Source organism: Lysinibacillus composti, assembly GCF_016908465.1.
GTDB lineage: Bacteria > Bacillota > Bacilli > Bacillales_A > Planococcaceae > Ureibacillus > Ureibacillus composti_A.
Map to the genome: position 1 here is coordinate 240,830 of NZ_JAFBDY010000001.1, position 17,050 is coordinate 257,879.

At 36.2% G+C, this 17,050-nt stretch carries 15 protein-coding genes and 1 other annotated feature; of the genes, 13 read left to right on the forward strand and 2 right to left on the reverse strand.

Going from position 1 to position 17,050, the window contains the following annotated elements; all coding sequences use genetic code 11:
- Positions 1-71: 71 nt before the first annotated feature.
- Positions 72-1,358: a replication-associated recombination protein A gene (locus JOD29_RS01100; RefSeq protein WP_124762235.1), complete on the reverse strand. Its 1,287-nt coding sequence runs from the start codon at positions 1,356-1,358 to the stop codon at positions 72-74.
- A gap of 118 nt (positions 1,359-1,476) precedes the next feature.
- On the opposite strand from JOD29_RS01100, the gene cymR reads away from it, so the two are divergent.
- The 5 genes from cymR (at position 1,477) to JOD29_RS01125 (ending at position 6,373) form a co-directional block, all read left to right on the forward strand.
- Positions 1,477-1,896, forward strand: coding sequence for a cysteine metabolism transcriptional regulator CymR (gene cymR, locus JOD29_RS01105; RefSeq protein WP_124762233.1), 420 nt, complete (start codon positions 1,477-1,479; stop codon positions 1,894-1,896).
- A gap of 60 nt (positions 1,897-1,956) precedes the next feature.
- Positions 1,957-3,099, forward strand: coding sequence for a cysteine desulfurase family protein (locus JOD29_RS01110; protein ID WP_124762231.1), 1,143 nt, complete (start codon positions 1,957-1,959; stop codon positions 3,097-3,099).
- 19 nt (positions 3,100-3,118) lie between these two features.
- Positions 3,119-4,240, forward strand: coding sequence for a tRNA 2-thiouridine(34) synthase MnmA (mnmA, locus tag JOD29_RS01115; RefSeq protein ID WP_124762229.1), 1,122 nt, complete (start codon positions 3,119-3,121; stop codon positions 4,238-4,240).
- 59 nt (positions 4,241-4,299) lie between these two features.
- Positions 4,300-4,959, forward strand: a complete 660-nt coding sequence (locus JOD29_RS01120; RefSeq protein ID WP_124762227.1) for a tetratricopeptide repeat protein — start codon at positions 4,300-4,302, stop codon at positions 4,957-4,959.
- A gap of 202 nt (positions 4,960-5,161) precedes the next feature.
- The gene (locus tag JOD29_RS01125; protein ID WP_124762225.1) at positions 5,162-6,373 is read left to right on the forward strand and encodes a NupC/NupG family nucleoside CNT transporter; all 1,212 of its coding nucleotides are present in this window, start codon (positions 5,162-5,164) and stop codon (positions 6,371-6,373) included.
- A 37-nt stretch (positions 6,374-6,410) separates the two neighbouring features.
- On the opposite strand, the gene hisA is transcribed toward JOD29_RS01125, so the two are convergent.
- Positions 6,411-7,169 (reverse strand): phosphoribosylformimino-5-aminoimidazole carboxamide ribotide isomerase, encoded by a 759-nt coding sequence (gene hisA, locus JOD29_RS01130; protein WP_124762223.1) that lies wholly within the window; start codon positions 7,167-7,169, stop codon positions 6,411-6,413.
- A 314-nt stretch (positions 7,170-7,483) separates the two neighbouring features.
- Here hisA and recD2 point away from each other — a divergent pair, with 314 nt between their 5' ends.
- The 8 genes from recD2 to JOD29_RS01170 all read left to right on the forward strand — a co-directional run bounded on the left by recD2 (position 7,484) and on the right by JOD29_RS01170 (position 16,810).
- Positions 7,484-9,979: an SF1B family DNA helicase RecD2 gene (gene recD2 / locus JOD29_RS01135; protein ID WP_124762221.1), complete on the forward strand. Its 2,496-nt coding sequence runs from the start codon at positions 7,484-7,486 to the stop codon at positions 9,977-9,979.
- Positions 9,980-10,330: 351 nt separating this feature from the next.
- Positions 10,331-10,981, forward strand: coding sequence for an SIMPL domain-containing protein (locus JOD29_RS01140; protein WP_124762219.1), 651 nt, complete (start codon positions 10,331-10,333; stop codon positions 10,979-10,981).
- Between the two features lie 186 nt (positions 10,982-11,167).
- On the forward strand, positions 11,168-11,596 hold the full coding sequence (locus JOD29_RS01145; RefSeq protein WP_124762217.1) for a DUF1801 domain-containing protein: 429 nt from the start codon (positions 11,168-11,170) through the stop codon (positions 11,594-11,596).
- Positions 11,597-11,673: 77 nt separating this feature from the next.
- Complete coding sequence (locus JOD29_RS01150; protein ID WP_124762215.1) at positions 11,674-12,444, forward strand: sporulation protein; 771 nt, start codon at positions 11,674-11,676, stop codon at positions 12,442-12,444.
- Between the two features lie 57 nt (positions 12,445-12,501).
- Positions 12,502-12,753, forward strand: a binding site (T-box leader).
- 66 nt (positions 12,754-12,819) lie between these two features.
- Positions 12,820-15,480: an alanine--tRNA ligase gene (alaS, locus tag JOD29_RS01155; RefSeq protein WP_124762213.1), complete on the forward strand. Its 2,661-nt coding sequence runs from the start codon at positions 12,820-12,822 to the stop codon at positions 15,478-15,480.
- A 170-nt stretch (positions 15,481-15,650) separates the two neighbouring features.
- The gene (locus tag JOD29_RS01160) at positions 15,651-15,917 is read left to right on the forward strand and encodes an IreB family regulatory phosphoprotein (protein WP_124762211.1); all 267 of its coding nucleotides are present in this window, start codon (positions 15,651-15,653) and stop codon (positions 15,915-15,917) included.
- Between the two features lie 8 nt (positions 15,918-15,925).
- Positions 15,926-16,342: a Holliday junction resolvase RuvX gene (gene ruvX / locus JOD29_RS01165; RefSeq protein WP_124762209.1), complete on the forward strand. Its 417-nt coding sequence runs from the start codon at positions 15,926-15,928 to the stop codon at positions 16,340-16,342.
- A 153-nt stretch (positions 16,343-16,495) separates the two neighbouring features.
- Positions 16,496-16,810, forward strand: coding sequence for a DUF1292 domain-containing protein (locus tag JOD29_RS01170; RefSeq protein WP_124762207.1), 315 nt, complete (start codon positions 16,496-16,498; stop codon positions 16,808-16,810).
- Positions 16,811-17,050: the final 240 nt, after the last annotated feature.

Consider the following 17,050-nt stretch of genomic DNA (forward strand, 5'->3'; position numbering starts at 1 on the left):
AGTCATTATGACCTTGTCTATTTTTTAATCCAAAGATAATTTGTTTTGATTGAACATCTAACTTGGACTTATTATTTGGGGGATTTAAAATTTTTCAGTCTATCATAGATGGCAGCCATACGCTTTTCATCTCCAGCAATCACAGGTTTATAAAATTCAACATTAATTAAGTTATCAGGCAAATACTGCTGATCTACCCAACCTCCAAAAGTCCCAATTGGCGTATCGTGAGGATATTTATATCCAACGTGTCCAAGTACTTTTGCACCTTCGTAATGGGCGTCTCGTAGATGTGAAGGAATATCTCCTGTTTTCCCTTCATGAATCATAGCTATTGCAGAGTCTAAGGCACTATACGCAGAATTTGATTTGGATGATAAGCACATTTCAATAATAGCGTTAGCAAGTGGAATTCTTGCTTCTGGTAGCCCAAGTACCTTTGCAGATTCTGTTGCAGCATATACATGTGCCCCCACATCTGGATTTGCTAATCCAATATCCTCATAGGCCATTACAAGTAACCTTCTGCAAACTGCTATTAAATCTCCATTTTCAAGAAGATGTGCTAAGTAATAAAGCGCGGCATTTGTATCACTACCGCGAACTGATTTTTGTAAAGCAGATAATAAGTTATAAAAATGTGATCCGCCTTTATCGCCGTAAACACCGATTCTTTTTGAAAGATGTTCGATGATATGATCTTTAATAATTATTTTTCCATCAACTTCATCTGAAGCAAAGTAAATGGATTCAAGTAGAGTTAATGATTTTCTCGCATCACCGTTAGCGGCAATGGCTATTTTTTCAATTTGCTCGTCCGAAATATCAATTTCTATTTTTCCTAGCCCACGTTCTTGGTCTGTTAATGCGTTTCTAATCAACTGTTTTATATCTTCAATCGTATGTCGTTTTAATTGTAGGATTTCACCGCATCTTGAACGGATAGCTGGGTTGACATCATGAAAAGGGTTTTCTGTCGTTGCACCAATTAAAACAATAGAACCATTCTCAACATGTGGTAGTAAAGTGTCTTGCTGTAATTTATTAAACCGATGGATTTCATCTAAAAATAAAATAACTTTTCCTACAAGTCTTGCTTCCCCAACGATTTGCTCGATGTCCTTCTTACCTGCATGAGTTGCATTAAGTGAAAAGAATGGAAGCTTCGTATTTCCTGCGATGGCGTGGGCAATCGAAGTTTTCCCTATACCTGGTTCCCCATATAACAACATTGATGGGACATGTCCATTTTGAATCATTTTATATAATGTTGTTTCTTTTCCTATGATATGCTGTTGTCCTACGACTTCATCTAAATTGCGAGGACGCATTCGAAAAGCTAATGGTTCATTTTGCATGTCAAAATCCTCCGATCTTTTCAATAGATACACTAATAATAGACCTTTTCCGAGTGGAATTAAAGGAGTTATGGTATACTTGAGCTTATGAATGGACAAGAAAGATTGAGGTGTTATAATGAAAATTTCTACAAAAGGTCGTTATGGATTAACAATTATGATAGAACTTGCAAAGCATTATGGAGAGGGACCGATTCCTCTGCGTCAAATTGCTGCTGAGAAAGAGCTTTCTGAAGCATATCTAGAGCAATTAGTTTCTCCGTTAAGAATTGCTGGTTTAGTAAAAAGTGTACGTGGGGCATATGGAGGATATTTGTTAGCACTTCCTCCTTCAAAAATCTCCGCAGCTGATGTTATTAAAACGTTGGAGGGACCAATTCAACCAGTTGAAGGTATTGAAAATGAAGAATCTCCGCAAAGAGAATTATGGATTCGAATCCGTGATGCCGTTAAAAATGTTCTTGAAACAACGACAATTGATGACTTAGCAAAACATAAGGACGATAATGATTACGATGGTTATATGTTCTATATTTAACCATAATAAATAACACATAGTTCAAATTATTTAGCAGTATAAAGGAGTTTATGATTTACGATGGAATCCATCTATTTAGATCATGCTGCCACGTCGCCAATGCATCCTGATGTTATCATTGAGATTCATAAGGCAATGGAGTCAGTATATGGTAATCCTTCAAGTATCCATACAGCTGGACGTGCAGCACGTAAAGTTTTAGATAACGCTCGTTCCACATTAGCAAAAGCAATCGGTGCAAAGGAAAATGAAATTATTCTAACAAGTGGTGGTACTGAAGCTGATAATACAGCGATTTTTGGGACAGCATATGCTAATCGTTCAAAGGGCAAACATATTATTACTACACAAATTGAACATCATGCAGTACTGAATGCTTGTGAAAAGCTTGAAAAAGAGGGCTTTGAAGTTACTTATTTACAAGTTGATCGAACAGGTCGGATTTCAGTTGATGAGTTTAAGAAAGCACTACGTGATGATACAATCTTAGTGACGCTTATGTATGGAAATAATGAGGTAGGGACAACTCAACCAATTGCAGAGATTGGACAATTATTAAAAGAACATCAAGCAATCTTCCATACTGATGCAGTTCAAGCATTCGGTATTGAAAAACTAAATGTCGATGAACTAAACGTCGACTTATTGAGTGTTTCAAGCCATAAATTAAACGGTCCTAAAGGAATTGGTTTTTTATATCAGCGAACTGGAATACCTTTAGCGGCTACTTTTTATGGAGGATCCCAAGAAAAAAAACGCCGAGCAGGGACTGAAAATGTACCAGCAGCGGTCGGATTTGCAAAGGCAGTAGAAATTGCACAAAATGGGCTTCAAGAAAAACAAAAAACGTATCAGCGTTATCGTGAAATTTTTATAGATGTTTTAAAAAGTGAACAGGTCTCCTTTGAAGTGAACGGTCATGAATCATACTTCTTACCACATGTACTAAATATTAGTTTTAAAGGTATGGAAGTTGAATCGTTTTTAGTGAATCTAGATATTGAAGGAGTCTTTGCTTCAAGTGGGTCAGCTTGTACAGCTGGTTCTATAGATCCTTCACATGTACTTGTTGCAATGTTTGGAGCAGGTACTGAAGAGTTGCGTAATTCAATTCGCTTTAGTTTCGGAATCGGATTAACAGAAGAAATGATTAAAGCAGCAGCTATAAAAACAGCAAAAATAGTTAAGAGACTTGCGAATTAACATAGAAAAGGTGAACACAATGGTAGAAACAAGAGACCCATCACAAATTCGTGTTGTTGTTGGAATGTCAGGTGGGGTCGATTCGTCTGTTGCTGCCTATTTATTAAAGAAACAAGGCTATGACGTAATCGGTATTTTTATGAAAAACTGGGACGATACTGATGAATTTGGTGTATGTACCGCAACAGAAGATTACGATGATGTAATAAAAGTATGTAATCAAATCGGGATTCCTTATTATGCAGTAAATTTTGAAAAGCAATATTGGGATAAAGTATTTTCTTATTTCCTAGAAGAATATAAAGCTGGGCGTACCCCAAACCCAGACGTCATGTGTAATAAAGAGATTAAATTTAAAGCATTTCTTGAACATGCTCTTAAATTGGGGGCAGATTATTTAGCAACGGGACACTATGCACGAGTTGAAGAACGCGATGGAGAAGTAGTCATGTTGCGTGGGGTAGATAATAATAAAGACCAAACGTATTTTTTAAACCAACTTTCACAAGAACAGTTGAAGCATGTTATGTTCCCTATAGGAAATATCGAAAAGAAAGAAGTTAGAAAAATTGCTGAAGAAGCTGGGCTTGCTACAGCAAAGAAAAAAGATTCTACAGGTATTTGCTTTATTGGCGAGCGAAACTTCAAAGAATTTTTAAGCCAGTATTTACCTGCGCAACCAGGAAAAATGGAAACATTTGATGGAAAAGTTATGGGGCAACATGATGGCTTAATGTATTACACAATTGGTCAACGTCATGGCCTTGGCATTGGTGGCGAGGGCGAGCCATGGTTTGTTCTAGGGAAAGATCTAGATAGAAATGTCCTTTATGTTGGACAAGGCTTCCACCATGAATCTTTATATTCAACTTCATTAACTGCAGTAAAAATGGGCTTTACAACTAATAAACCAAAAGAAAAAGTCTTTAATTGTACTGCAAAATTCCGTTACCGCCAAGAAGATACTCCGGTAGAGGTGGAATTGCTTGAGGACGGTCGTGCACAGATTACCTTTGCAGAACCAGTACGTGCCATCACACCAGGCCAAGCCGTTGTTTTATATAATGGCGACGAATGCTTAGGTGGCGGAACAATTGATGAAGTTTTCAAAGATAGTGAAAAGTTAACTTACGTTGGATAGGAATTGTTTAGACGACTATATATAGTCGTCTAAAATTTTGTTATGTTGGAGAGGGTTACATGGATTTTAACGAAATCGGGATCAAAGCATTTCAAGAAAAACGATATGAAGATGCAGCAAAAGCATTTACTGGAGCAATTGAAAATAACCCTAATGAAGCAATTGGGTATATCAATTTTGGAAACTTACTGGCAGTAATGAATGATGCAGAGAGAGCAGAACGCTTTTTCCAAAAAGCAATCACAATTGACGAAACTGCAGCTACAGCATATTATGGACTAGCAAATTTATACTATAATACTGAACGTTTTATTGAAGCGGCAAAATTGTATCAAAAGTCTATTGACCATGGTATAGAAGGTGCGGATGCTTACTATATGTTAGCAAAATCATTTGAACGAGAAGAAAAAGTTAAGCTTGCGTTACCATATATGCAACGTGCTGCTGAGCTAGCACCAGATGACTTGCAAATTCGTTTATCGTATGGAATTTTACTATGTACTTTAGAAATGTTTGATCTTGCGAAAGTAGAATTAGAATATGTCTTAGAAAAGGACGAAAAGAATGCAGATGCCCATTATAATTTAGGTGTGTTATATGCTGTTTCTACAGAGCAAAGTGAACAAGCGCTGCATCATTTAAAAGCAGCTTATACGTTACAACCTGAATTTACACAAGCGAAGTACATTTATGATATGGTAAGTCAAAGATTTAACTAATAGAACATAAGTCGGCCTTAATTGGTCGGCTTTTTATTTTTATCAAAATAAGTTGGGGAAAAAGAAAAAATATAGAAATATAAAAAAAGTGTGAATAAATTTTTAAATCAAGATGAACACCTTTATTTGTTAAAATCTATATTAGTTTTATTTGTTAGTCGTCTGACTTATGAATATACATAGTCTATGAAGTAGGTGTTATATGAATATTTTGTGGGGAATTTTTGGTATTCTAGTTGTCGTTCTGATCGCTATTTTATTTTCAATGAATCGTAAAGCTATAAATTGGAGAACGATTATTGGGGGATTAGCGATCCAATTAGCCTTTGCCTTTGTGGTTTTAAAATGGGAATTTGGACGAGAAGTTTTAATGAGAATTTCAGAAGGGATACAAAACTTAATTAATTATGCAAATGAAGGAATTACTTTTGTTTTTGGGCCTTTAGCAGACACAGAAGCAACTGGTTTTGTATTTGCCATTCATGTTTTAACTGTAATTATTTTCTTCTCGGCATTAATTTCTGTTCTTTATTATCTCGGTATTATGCAAATTGTGATTCGTATTCTTGGAGGGGCTTTATCTAAATTATTAGGTACGAGTAAGGTGGAATCTGTAAACTCAGCTGCAAATATATTTGTTGGGCAGACAGAAGCTCCATTAGTAATTCGACCATTCTTAGAGAAAATGACGAAATCTGAACTATTTGCTGTAATGACTGGAGGGTTAGCTTCAGTTTCGGGTTCAGTATTAGTTGGATACTCATTATTAGGGGTTCCGTTAGAATATTTAATTGCTGCTAGTTTTATGGCAGCGCCAGCCGGATTAGTTATGGCTAAGTTAATGTTACCTGAAACAGAAAAAGTGGATGATTCAAACTTTAAATTAGACAAGGGGTCAGACTCTGCTAATGTCATTGATGCAGCTGCTCGTGGAGCAGGAGATGGCTTGAAGTTAGCTGTGAATGTTGGAGCTATGTTATTGGCGTTTATCGCATTGATTGCTCTTCTTAACGGGATTTTAAGTGGTATTGGTTCTATCTTTGGTTTTGACCATATTACTTTAGAAGGTATACTTGGATATGTTTTTTCACCATTAGCCTTTGCCATAGGTGTACCTTGGCAAGAAGCGGTTACGGCAGGTTCATATATTGGGCAAAAACTTGTTTTAAATGAATTTGTTGCGTATTCAAATTTTGCACCAGATATCCAGAATTTATCGGATAAAACCGTAATGATTATTAGTTTTGCATTATGTGGTTTTGCTAATTTAAGTTCAATGGCTATACTAATTGGTGGTCTAGGATCAATGGCACCAAACCGTCGTCCAATTATAGCGAAAATGGCAATAAGAGCAGTTTTTGCTGGAACGCTTGCTTCTTTATTAAGTGCAGCAATTGCAGGAATGTTTATTTAAAAGTAAGGCGTGTAAAAAATCTACACGCCTTTTAATTTTATCTCTTTTTACAATAAGAAACGACGTCTTGATAAGGTAGGTCTCCACCGAATATATCAAGTGCACTACCAATTGTTACGTGAAGTTTTCCATCTGAAAGTTTTTCGAATTTTTGAAGGTCTTCAAGTGACCGTACCCCACCCGCATAGGTTGTTGGAATGGATGTCCACTTCGCAAGATCACTCACTAATTCTTCCTGCATTCCACTTCTTTTTCCTTCTACATCTACAGCATGAATTAATAATTCATCACAAAATTGTTCAATATAGGGAATTGATTGAGCATTTACTTCAAAGGTACTAAATTTCGTCCACTTATCTGTTACAACAAACCATTTATCCTCTCGCTTTTTACAACTTAAATCAATTACAATATGTTCTTTTCCTACTTCATCAATTAACCTATTTAATCGTTCCAAGTCTAATTGACCATCATGAAATATATAAGATGTGACAATAACATGTGTTGCCCCTGCATCGATATACTTCTTGGCATTTTCACCAGAAATGCCACCACCTACTTGTAAACCACCAGGATAGGCTTTAAGTGCAAGTAGAGCAGCATCTTCATTACCAGTCCCTAACATAATGACGTGTCCGCCAGTTAAACCATCTTTTGCAAACATCTTAGCAAAATAAGTAGAATCATTTTCAGAAATAAAATTTTCAACAACCGACTGGTCTTTATGACCTAGTGTACTCCCGACGATTTGTTTTACTTTCCCATCATGTAAATCAATGCAAGGTCTAAATTCCACGAAATCTCACAAACCCTTCTTTAAAAATTCATAAAAAAATACTAGTAACTGTCTCTGTAACATAAGAAATTCACTATATAAATGGTAGAGAATTCAACATTGTATATCATCAACTTATCCTTTTGTAAGGAGGAAGAATATGAGTTAAATAAAGTGAATTACAGAGCCAATAGGTTAAAAATATCATATCATTCATCATCAAAAATATCGAGTTCCCATTGTTTAGTAGGAATAAGTAAGACAGCTTAGTTAGGTTATGATAAAATCGAAAGTACGAAAAATGTAATTAATGTAATTAAAGGGGGCGTACAAGGGTGGCAAATCATTTGAATTTATTTGAAGTGAATCAATTGTTCGTACTTGGCCGTCCAATCGTTTCCATTTTCCATAACCCAACAAATATGTATTCAATTGTCCGGGTGAAAATTCAAGAGACCAATTTACAATATAGTGATAAGGAAATCATTGTTGTTGGTTATTTTCCAAAATTAACAGAGGATGAATTATATCGCTTTACTGGTAATTTAAAATCACATCCAAAATACGGCCTACAATTCCAAGCTGAAACCTTTGAAAAGGAGGTTCCTGCAACTGAGCAGGGGGTCGTGCATTTTCTATCTAGTGATTTGTTTCCTGGAATTGGACAAAAAACTGCAGAACTCATAGTTGAAAAACTTGGAACGGATGCAATTAAGAGAATTATGGAAGACGCTGAAGCATTAGATGTGATTCCTCGTTTAAATGACGATAAAAAGATAATGATTCGTCAAACGTTACAAGAAAACCTAGGACTAGAACGAATCATGATTCAACTAAGTCAATGGGGGTTCGGTCCACAATTAGGAATGAAAATCTACCAAAATTATCGCGAGGAAACAATTCAACTACTAACCGAAAATCCTTATCGACTAATTGAAGATATCGAAGGTGTTGGATTCGGGCGAGCGGATGAACTTGGAGCTAGACTTGGAATTAAAGGCAATCATCCCGATCGCATTAAGGCAGCGGTTTTACATATTTTAACGAATGCGGCATTATCAGAAGGACATGTGTTTTTAGATGCGGAGCATGTTTTGCCAGATGTAAAAAAGATGCTAGAGCAAAGCCAATCTGAAGTAATTCCATATGAGTCAATTTCCGAAGCAGTTATTGAAATGCGTGAGGAAAGCAAAATTTGTGGTGAAGAAACAAGACTCTATTTACCGTCTCTTTATTTTAGTGAAATCGGGATAGCATCTAAAATAGTAGATTTGCTAAAAACAAATGAGTCTCAACAACGATTTTCAAAAGATGAAATTCGAAAAGCTATCGGTGAAGTTGAAGAGCGATTTGAAGTGTCCTATGCGGAGACACAAGTTCAGGCCATCGAATGTGCACTAAATTCATCTGTCATGATATTAACTGGGGGACCTGGTACGGGGAAAACTACTGTTATACGAGGTCTCGTAGAAGTCTATGCGGAACTTCATGGTTTATCCTTAAATCCAAAAGAATATGCGCAAAAAGAAGAGCCATTTCCAATTGTATTAGCAGCTCCAACAGGAAGAGCAGCAAAACGTTTAGCGGAATCAACGGACCTACCTGCCATGACAATTCATCGACTTCTTGGTTTTAATGGACAGGAAAAGGAAGAAGAGACTGAAAGGGAAGTTGAAGGGCGACTTATTATTATTGATGAGATGTCCATGGTAGATACGTGGCTAGCTCATCAATTACTAAAAAGCATAAGTGAAGATGCACAGGTAGTATTTGTTGGCGACCAAGATCAACTTCCACCTGTTGGACCTGGACAAGTATTAAAAGATTTATTAGCTTCCAAACAAATCCCAACAGTAGAATTAACTGATGTTTATCGACAGGCGGAAGGTTCAACAATAATAGAATTAGCCCATCAAATTAAAAAAGGTACTATTCCGCAAACATTAACAGATAAAACAACAGACCGCTCCTTTATTAAAGCATCTGCTGATCAAGTAGCAAATGTTGTAACTCAAATCGTAAAAAGTGCAATTACAAAAGGACAATCCATTCGAGATATTCAAGTGCTCGCTCCTATGTATAAAGGACCTGCTGGAATTGACATGTTAAATAAAAAAATTCAAGAACTTGTCAATCCAAATGTAGACGGCTCAAGGAAGGAACTTGCTTTCGGAGATGTGGTATACCGTATCGGCGATAAAGTATTGCAGTTAGTGAATCAACCTGAGAGTAATATCTTCAATGGGGATATGGGGGAAGTAATCGCAATAATCCGTGCAAAAGAGACGATCGAAAAACAAGATTTACTGGTTGTTTCCTATGATGGGAATGAAGTGACTTACCAACGTGGAGATTTAAATCAAATCACTTTAGCCTACTGCTGTTCGATTCATAAATCTCAAGGTAGTGAATTCCAAACGGTGATTATGCCAATAGTACGCGGCTATTCAAAAATGCTCCGTAGAAATCTTTTATATACAGGAATTACACGTGCCAAAAGCTTCTTAATCTTGTGTGGAGAACCTGATGTACTTTCAGCAGGTCTAGCAAAAACGGACGATTTACAACGATTAACGAGTTTAAGAGCGAGACTAAATCCAATGATGGTTGATGAAGTAATAGTTGAAGAAAAAAGTGACCACAATTCAGCAACAGTAAAGAAAGCTTTAACGGAGGAATCTATTCCAGTACCAAAAATAGAACAACAGGAAATGTTCAAGGTGCGCGGTAATGCTATGGAGCCCGTGTTAAATACTGAAACTGCACCATATATTCATCCTTTAATTGGAATGGAAGGCGTAAGCCCATATGATTTTTTGGAAGATGATTAATTTAGCTTATCAAATATTTAAAGGGATAAATTCCTTTTTAAGAAGAAAACACTATTTTTCTCAATTGAGAAGAATGGTGTTTTTTTATGTTTTGCCTACAATTAAAAAGAGTAGAAAATAGTCAATTAAATATGCTATTTCAAGACAGTTTGAAGAGTGAATAAAGGAAATAAAGATTTTGCTATACGACTTAACGAAAGATAAGTACAAATTAGAATTAGCAGTAGAATACTCACTTAATAATAAATATATCAGAGTTCGATGTCGGTATTTCGCAAATCTTTTGAATGACAAGTTTCCTCGAATTTACGCATAAATTTATTTGTATGACAAAACGAAAGGTGGAATGAAGTGTTCCATTCATCAATTTTTCATCCTATTACTCCAAGCTACCGTGTCATTACCGTAACGGGAAACAGTGAATTAACAGTTAGGCCGACGATTGCAGAAGTACAAATTGAAGTAAGTACACAAAATATGGATATAGCGACAGCGCAGAGAGAAAATGCTAGCCTTACTAATCAAGTCATTCAATCCCTTCTTGTTCTTGGTATTGATCGAGATGACATTCAAACTGCTTTTTTTAATGTAATGCCTCTTTATGATTATGTGGACGGACGTCAAGTATTTAGGGGGTATGAAGTTCGAAATGCTATAAACGTAACAGTAAGAAACTTAAGCGATGTAGGCGTTATTATTGATACTGCCATTCAGAATGGTGCCAATCGAATTTCATCTTTAAAGTTTAAAGTTGAGGATGAGTCACCCTATTATGAAAGAGCATTAAGCTTGGCAATTCAAGATGCTAATTCAAAGGCTAGTGCAATTGCACGTTCATTAGGGTTAAATTATATGCCCCAAGCAATTGAAGTAACAGAACAAAGTGTAGGAGGTCCTATTTTGTTCAAAACCGTTGCCTTTACGGAGCAAGCTATAGAAACACCAATTGAACCAGGAACCATAACAATCAATGCAACAGTTCAAGTGAAATATCAATACTAATAAATATATTGTATCAAAAAGTGTTAGACCATTGGTAACAGTAGAGGAAGTCTTTAATCTTGATAAACAATCTTAAAACGATTTTTCAAATTAAAAGTTAAAATTTATCAAATGCTACAGATGAAAACTATGTTTATAATAAAGTAAATTATTTGTTTTAAACCTAATTCTAAACGGAGGTACCCAATGGCAAAATACGAACAAAAAACTAAGCAAACAGATAATAGTGTGTTTGAATTTATTGAAAGCGTAGATAGCCCCCAAAAACGAGAAGATGCTTATAAATTGTTGCAAATCTTTGAGGAAACTTCGGGGTACGATGCGAAAATGTGGGGTCCCAGTATTATTGGGTTTGGATCTTATCATTATAAATATGCTACGGGTCACGAAGGGGATGCTCCATTAGTTGGGTTCTCACCAAGAAAAGCAAAAATTAGTTTATATTTTGCAACAGGAGATACAGAAAGAGAAGAGATTTTACAACGTTTCGGTAAACATACTACAGGAAAAGCATGTGTTTATATTAATAAAATCGCGGATATCGATGTAGAAGTGTTAAAAGAACTTATTGCTCAATCTATTACGTTTTTAAGAAAAATGTACCCAGAGGATTAATAAATAATTTGCTGAAACCTTTTATTCTGTAGCTCGTAAATGTAATAGTGAAAAACGATTAGATAGGAGAGCTTTGAATGTCATTTTTTAATAAAGTGTTAGCGAGTATTGGTATAGGTGCAGCTAAGGTTGATACGAAACTTGAAAAATCTTCATATGTTGCTGGAGAAACAGTCCGTGGTGAAGTAGAAGTATATGGTGGCAATATTGACCAACAAATTGATACAATTTATTTAACATTATATACGACTTATATTAAGGAAGTAGACGACAATAAATTCACAGCAACATCTCCAATTCAAAAATATAGAGTAAGTGAACCCTTTACTATTCAAGGTAATGAAACAAAGATTATTCCGTTTTCATTTGTAATTCCAATAGATGCACCAATTACAATCGGAGCAACAAGTGTTTGGGTTACGACAGAATTAGATATTCGCAGTGGTGCTGATGCAAAAGATAAAGACTTTATTGAAATTCGCCCGTCTAGAATTGCAACAGCAGTACTTGAAGAAGTCCAACAACTTGGTTTCAGATTAAGTAAAGCTGATTGTGAACAGGCATCTCGTCGATTCCGTGGTCATTATCCATTTGTTCAGGAATTTGAGTTTGTTCCATATAGTGGATTGTTCAGAGGGAGATTAGATGAACTTGAAGTTGTTTTTTTATCGCAAACAGAGCAGTCTGCAGAGTTATTACTACAAGTGGACCGTAAAGCAAGGGGGCTAGGAGGTTTCTTAGCAGAAGCATTGGATGCTGATGAAAGTTTCGTAAGAGTGTCAATTACACAACAAGATTTACATAATTTAAGTGATAAATTAAAACAAGTTATATCGCGCTACGCATAAATTAGATGTTATAATTGACACATTGAAATCATTTTCATATAATTTAGAGCAGAATATTGGAAAACAATGATGGAAAAAGTAAGTCAGTTACGCAGGTGGAAAGAAAGAGATTCCTTGGGCTGAAAGAATCTTCACGTAAGTATTGACTGAAAGCTAATCCAGAGTGCAGCTAATCCCTGCCGTTCACTTACGTTACAGTGCTAGAGAGACAGTTTAACTAGGAGTACACTTTGCAAATCGCATATCTACTATCTAAACTGTAACTAGGGTGGTACCGCGAAAACATTAACAATAGTCTTCGTCCCTTTTTGGGATGAGGGCTTTTTTATTTGCACTTACTGGATAGAATAAGCATATTAGGAGGCATTTACAAAAATGAAAGCAACAGAAATTCGTCGCAAATATTTAGAATTTTTCATTGAAAAAGGACATTCACAAGAACCATCAGCACCACTTGTTCCAATTAATGACCCATCATTACTATGGATAAACTCAGGTGTTGCTACATTAAAAAAATATTTCGATGGCCGAGTTATTCCAGATAATCCTCGAATCACAAATGCACAAAAGTCAATTCGTACTAACGACATTGAAAACGTAGGAAAAACAGCACGCCACCATACATTCTTTGAAATGTTAGGGAACTTCTCAATTGGTGATTACTTTAAAAAAGAAGCTATTCACTTTGCATGGGAGTTTTTAACAGATCCGAAATGGATGGGCTTCAACCCTGATTTATTATCTATTACGATTCATCCTGAAGACCAAGAAGCGTATGATGTTTGGAAAAATGAAATTGGTATTCCTGAGGAACGCCTTGTTCGTATTGAGGGGAACTTCTGGGATATTGGAGAAGGTCCTTCTGGTCCAAACTCTGAAATCTTCTATGATCGTGGTGAAGAATACGGAAATGATTCAGATGATCCTGAAATGTATCCAGGTGGAGAAAATGAGCGTTATCTTGAAATATGGAACTTAGTATTTTCTCAATTTAATCACAACCCTGATGGCACATATACTCCACTTCCAAAACAGAACATTGATACGGGTATGGGACTAGAGCGTATGGCTTCGGTAGTTCAGAATGTTCCAACTAACTTTGATACTGACTTATTTATGCCAATTATCGAAAAGATTGAACAGTTTGCAAATCGTTCATATAAACGCCCAGGAGAAATAGATTTAAAAGAAATCTTTGGTAGTGAAGAAGATATTAATACGCCATTTAAAGTCATCGCAGACCATATCCGAACTGTTGCATTTGCAATAGGAGATGGCGCTCTTCCATCAAACGAAGGTAGAGGCTATGTATTACGTCGTTTACTACGTCGTGCAGTTCGTTATGCAAAACAAATTGGAATTGAAAAACCATTTATGTTTGAGCTAGTTCCAACTGTTGGCGAAATTATGTCTGACTTCTACCCAGAGGTAAAAGAGAAAACAGAATTTATCCAACGTGTAATTAAAAATGAAGAAAATCGTTTCCACGAAACACTTGACGGTGGACTTGCAATCCTTTCAGAAGTAATAGAAAAGCAAAAAGCTGCAGGGTTAAACGTGATTCCAGGTGAGGATGCTTTCCGTTTATATGATACTTACGGATTCCCAATTGAATTAACAGAAGAGTATGCTGAGGAATCGGGAATGACGGTAGACCATGAAGGATTTGAAGTTTCAATGGAACAGCAACGTGAACGTGCACGTGTTGCTCGTCAAGATGTTGATTCAATGCAAGTCCAATCAGAAGTATTAGCAAATTTAAAACAAGAATCTAATTTCGTAGGATATGAAACATTAGAAACGGAAACATCTATTGTTGCAATGGTTGCCAACGGACAAGAAGTTCAAGTTGCTTCAGAAGGTGAAGAAGTGCTTGTGATTTTAGCAGAAACTCCATTCTATGCTGAAATGGGTGGACAGATTGCTGACCACGGTACAATTGGGAATGATGCATTTACAGCCTTTGTAAAAGATGTCCAAAAAGCTCCTAATGGACAACCTCTTCATACAGTAGTTGTAGAATCAGGTGAAATGAATCTTAATGATCAAGTTAAAGCAACGGTTGACCGTAATGAGCGTAATTTAATCGTAAAAAATCATACAGCTACTCACATTATGCAAAGTGCGCTTAAAGATGTATTAGGTGAACACGTTAATCAGGCAGGATCTTATGTAGGTCCAGACCGATTAAGATTTGACTTCTCTCACTTTGGACAAGTAACGAAAGAAGAGTTAGAACAAATTGAACGTATAGTTAATGAAAAAATTTGGGAAGATATCGAAGTAGTTATTGAAGAAATGCCTATTGATGAAGCAAAAGCAATGGGGGCAATGGCTTTATTCGGTGAGAAATACGGTGATGTTGTACGTGTAGTTCAAGTAAGTGACTATTCAGTAGAACTTTGCGGTGGGATTCACGTAAAACGTACTTCAGAAATTGGTTTATTTAAAATTATTTCTGAAGGTGGTATTGGTGCTGGCACACGTCGTATTGAAGCAGTTACAGGTAAGGGAGCTTATCTTGCAGTAAAAGAAGAAGAAGGAATTTTACACGAAGCTGCTGCACAATTTAAAGCTAATCCAAAAGATTTAGTGCAAAGAGTCACTGGTATACAATCAGAATACAAAGACTTACAAAAAGAAAATGAGTCTTTATCTCAAAAAATTGCAAATGCACAAGCAGGGGCTATTATAGACGCAGCTCAAAAAATTGGAGAAGTTACAGTACTATCTACAAGAGTAGATGCAAAAGATAATAATCAACTTCGTCAAATGATGGATGATTTAAAAACAAAGTTAGATCATGCAGTGATTGTACTTGGCGCAGCTGATGGTGATAAAGTAATGCTATGCGCGGGTGTCACAAAAGATATCGTAGGCGGGAACTACCATGCTGGTAATATCGTCAAATCTGTTGCAGAAAAATGCGGCGGTAAAGGTGGCGGTCGTCCGGATATGGCAATGGCTGGTGCGAAAGAAGTGTCTAAACTTGATGAAGCATTACAATCTGTGTATGATTACGTTAAATCGATATAATTCCTCTGATAGGGACAAGCTTTTTCGAGTTGTTCGCAAGCTAAATATTAAATATATTACAAAATAAATTATGTCGTTATTGAATGAATTAAAATATAAGTTATAATAGAGAAAATGGAGATGCGTACAAGATTTACCATTTCCTTATTTCTGAAAGCGAGGTGCTGGTCTTGAGTTCGTTTGATAAAACAATGAAATTTAGTTTTCCTGAAGAATCAATGGAACAAGAAGTGAAGCAAGTGATGTTAAAGGTATATGCCTCTTTAGAAGAAAAAGGGTATAATCCTACAAACCAAATTGTTGGTTATTTATTATCTGGTGACCCGGCATACATCCCTCGCCATCAGGACGCAAGAAACTTAATTCGAAAGCTCGAACGTGATGAAATTCTTGAGGAGCTTGTGAAATTTTATATTAGGAAGAATAATGAGGCTTAAATAAAATTATGAGAATTATGGGTTTAGATGTAGGTTCTAAAACAGTCGGCGTTGCAGTGAGTGATGCATTAGGTTGGACGGCACAGGGTGTTGAAACTGTTAAGATAGATGAAGAAGCTAGCGAATTTGGGATCGAACGTATAAAAGAACTAGTAGCGGAATATGCTGTTACAGAGTTTGTCGTAGGGTATCCCAAAAACATGAATAATACGATAGGTCCACGTGGAGAAGCTTCTGAGAATTATAAAAAGCTACTTGAAGAGACATTTCATCTACCCGTTACTTTATGGGATGAACGCTTAACGACTATGGCCGCGGAACGGATGCTTATCGAAGCAGATGTTAGCCGGAAAAAAAGAAAACAAGTCATTGATAAAATGGCAGCTGTTATGATCCTTCAGGGATATTTAGATAGTAAGAACTAACATTCACCAATGTGAATGCTAGTTCTATGCCCCGAAAGCCAAAGCGACAGGGGCAAGAGTTAATTCTATCCCAGAATGCCCCTGCGACAGGGAATATAAATCCGTCGCGTATGAGAATGTAAAATATTAAATTTAATGAAGAGGTGCCCAGTAATGGTAAATGAACACGAACACGATCACGAACATCGTCACATTACAATTGTAGATGAACAAGGAAATGAGCAATTATGTGAAGTCATTCATACATTTGATTCTGAAGAATTCGGAAAATCATATGTACTTTATTCAATCATTGGTGCTGATGAAGATGAAGACGGCCAAATTGAAATCTTCGCCTCATCATTTGTTCCATCTGAAAATGGAGAAGATGGAGAATTACAACCAATTGAAACTGATGAAGAATGGGATTTAATTGAAGATGTCCTTAATGCTCTTGAAGATCAACTTGATGACGAAGATGAAGAGTAATTAGTATTTAATAATTAAAAGGTAGGCAAGTCGCCTACCTTTTTTAACTTCAATCGCTAAAAAGCTCTTTTAATTTGTGGAATGAAGATGGGATAAGTTTTTACAGTAGGGTTTGGTTAGATAACCTAGATTGAAACTAAGAGCTTCAGGCCAAGAACGGCACTTACCACTGATAACGCCACTTTTAGTAGGTGAAGCGATATTTTTGTTCCGGCGAAAGCTAGCACACATTCGCAAATG

What these genes read in the sequence shown, in the direction of transcription:
- mnmA (WP_124762229.1), top strand. Translation starts at nt 3,119, where the DNA reads ATGGTAGAAACAAGAGACCCATCACAAATTCGTGTTGTTGTTGGAATG.
- JOD29_RS01100 (WP_124762235.1), bottom strand. Translation starts at nt 1,358, where the DNA reads ATGCAAAATGAACCATTAGCTTTTCGAATGCGTCCTCGCAATTTAGAT.
- ruvX (WP_124762209.1), top strand. Translation starts at nt 15,926, where the DNA reads ATGAGAATTATGGGTTTAGATGTAGGTTCTAAAACAGTCGGCGTTGCA.
- JOD29_RS01120 (WP_124762227.1), top strand. Translation starts at nt 4,300, where the DNA reads ATGGATTTTAACGAAATCGGGATCAAAGCATTTCAAGAAAAACGATAT.
- JOD29_RS01170 (WP_124762207.1), top strand. Translation starts at nt 16,496, where the DNA reads ATGGTAAATGAACACGAACACGATCACGAACATCGTCACATTACAATT.
- JOD29_RS01125 (WP_124762225.1), top strand. Translation starts at nt 5,162, where the DNA reads ATGAATATTTTGTGGGGAATTTTTGGTATTCTAGTTGTCGTTCTGATC.
- JOD29_RS01110 (WP_124762231.1), top strand. Translation starts at nt 1,957, where the DNA reads ATGGAATCCATCTATTTAGATCATGCTGCCACGTCGCCAATGCATCCT.
- cymR (WP_124762233.1), top strand. Translation starts at nt 1,477, where the DNA reads ATGAAAATTTCTACAAAAGGTCGTTATGGATTAACAATTATGATAGAA.
- alaS (WP_124762213.1), top strand. Translation starts at nt 12,820, where the DNA reads ATGAAAGCAACAGAAATTCGTCGCAAATATTTAGAATTTTTCATTGAA.
- JOD29_RS01145 (WP_124762217.1), top strand. Translation starts at nt 11,168, where the DNA reads ATGGCAAAATACGAACAAAAAACTAAGCAAACAGATAATAGTGTGTTT.
- JOD29_RS01150 (WP_124762215.1), top strand. Translation starts at nt 11,674, where the DNA reads ATGTCATTTTTTAATAAAGTGTTAGCGAGTATTGGTATAGGTGCAGCT.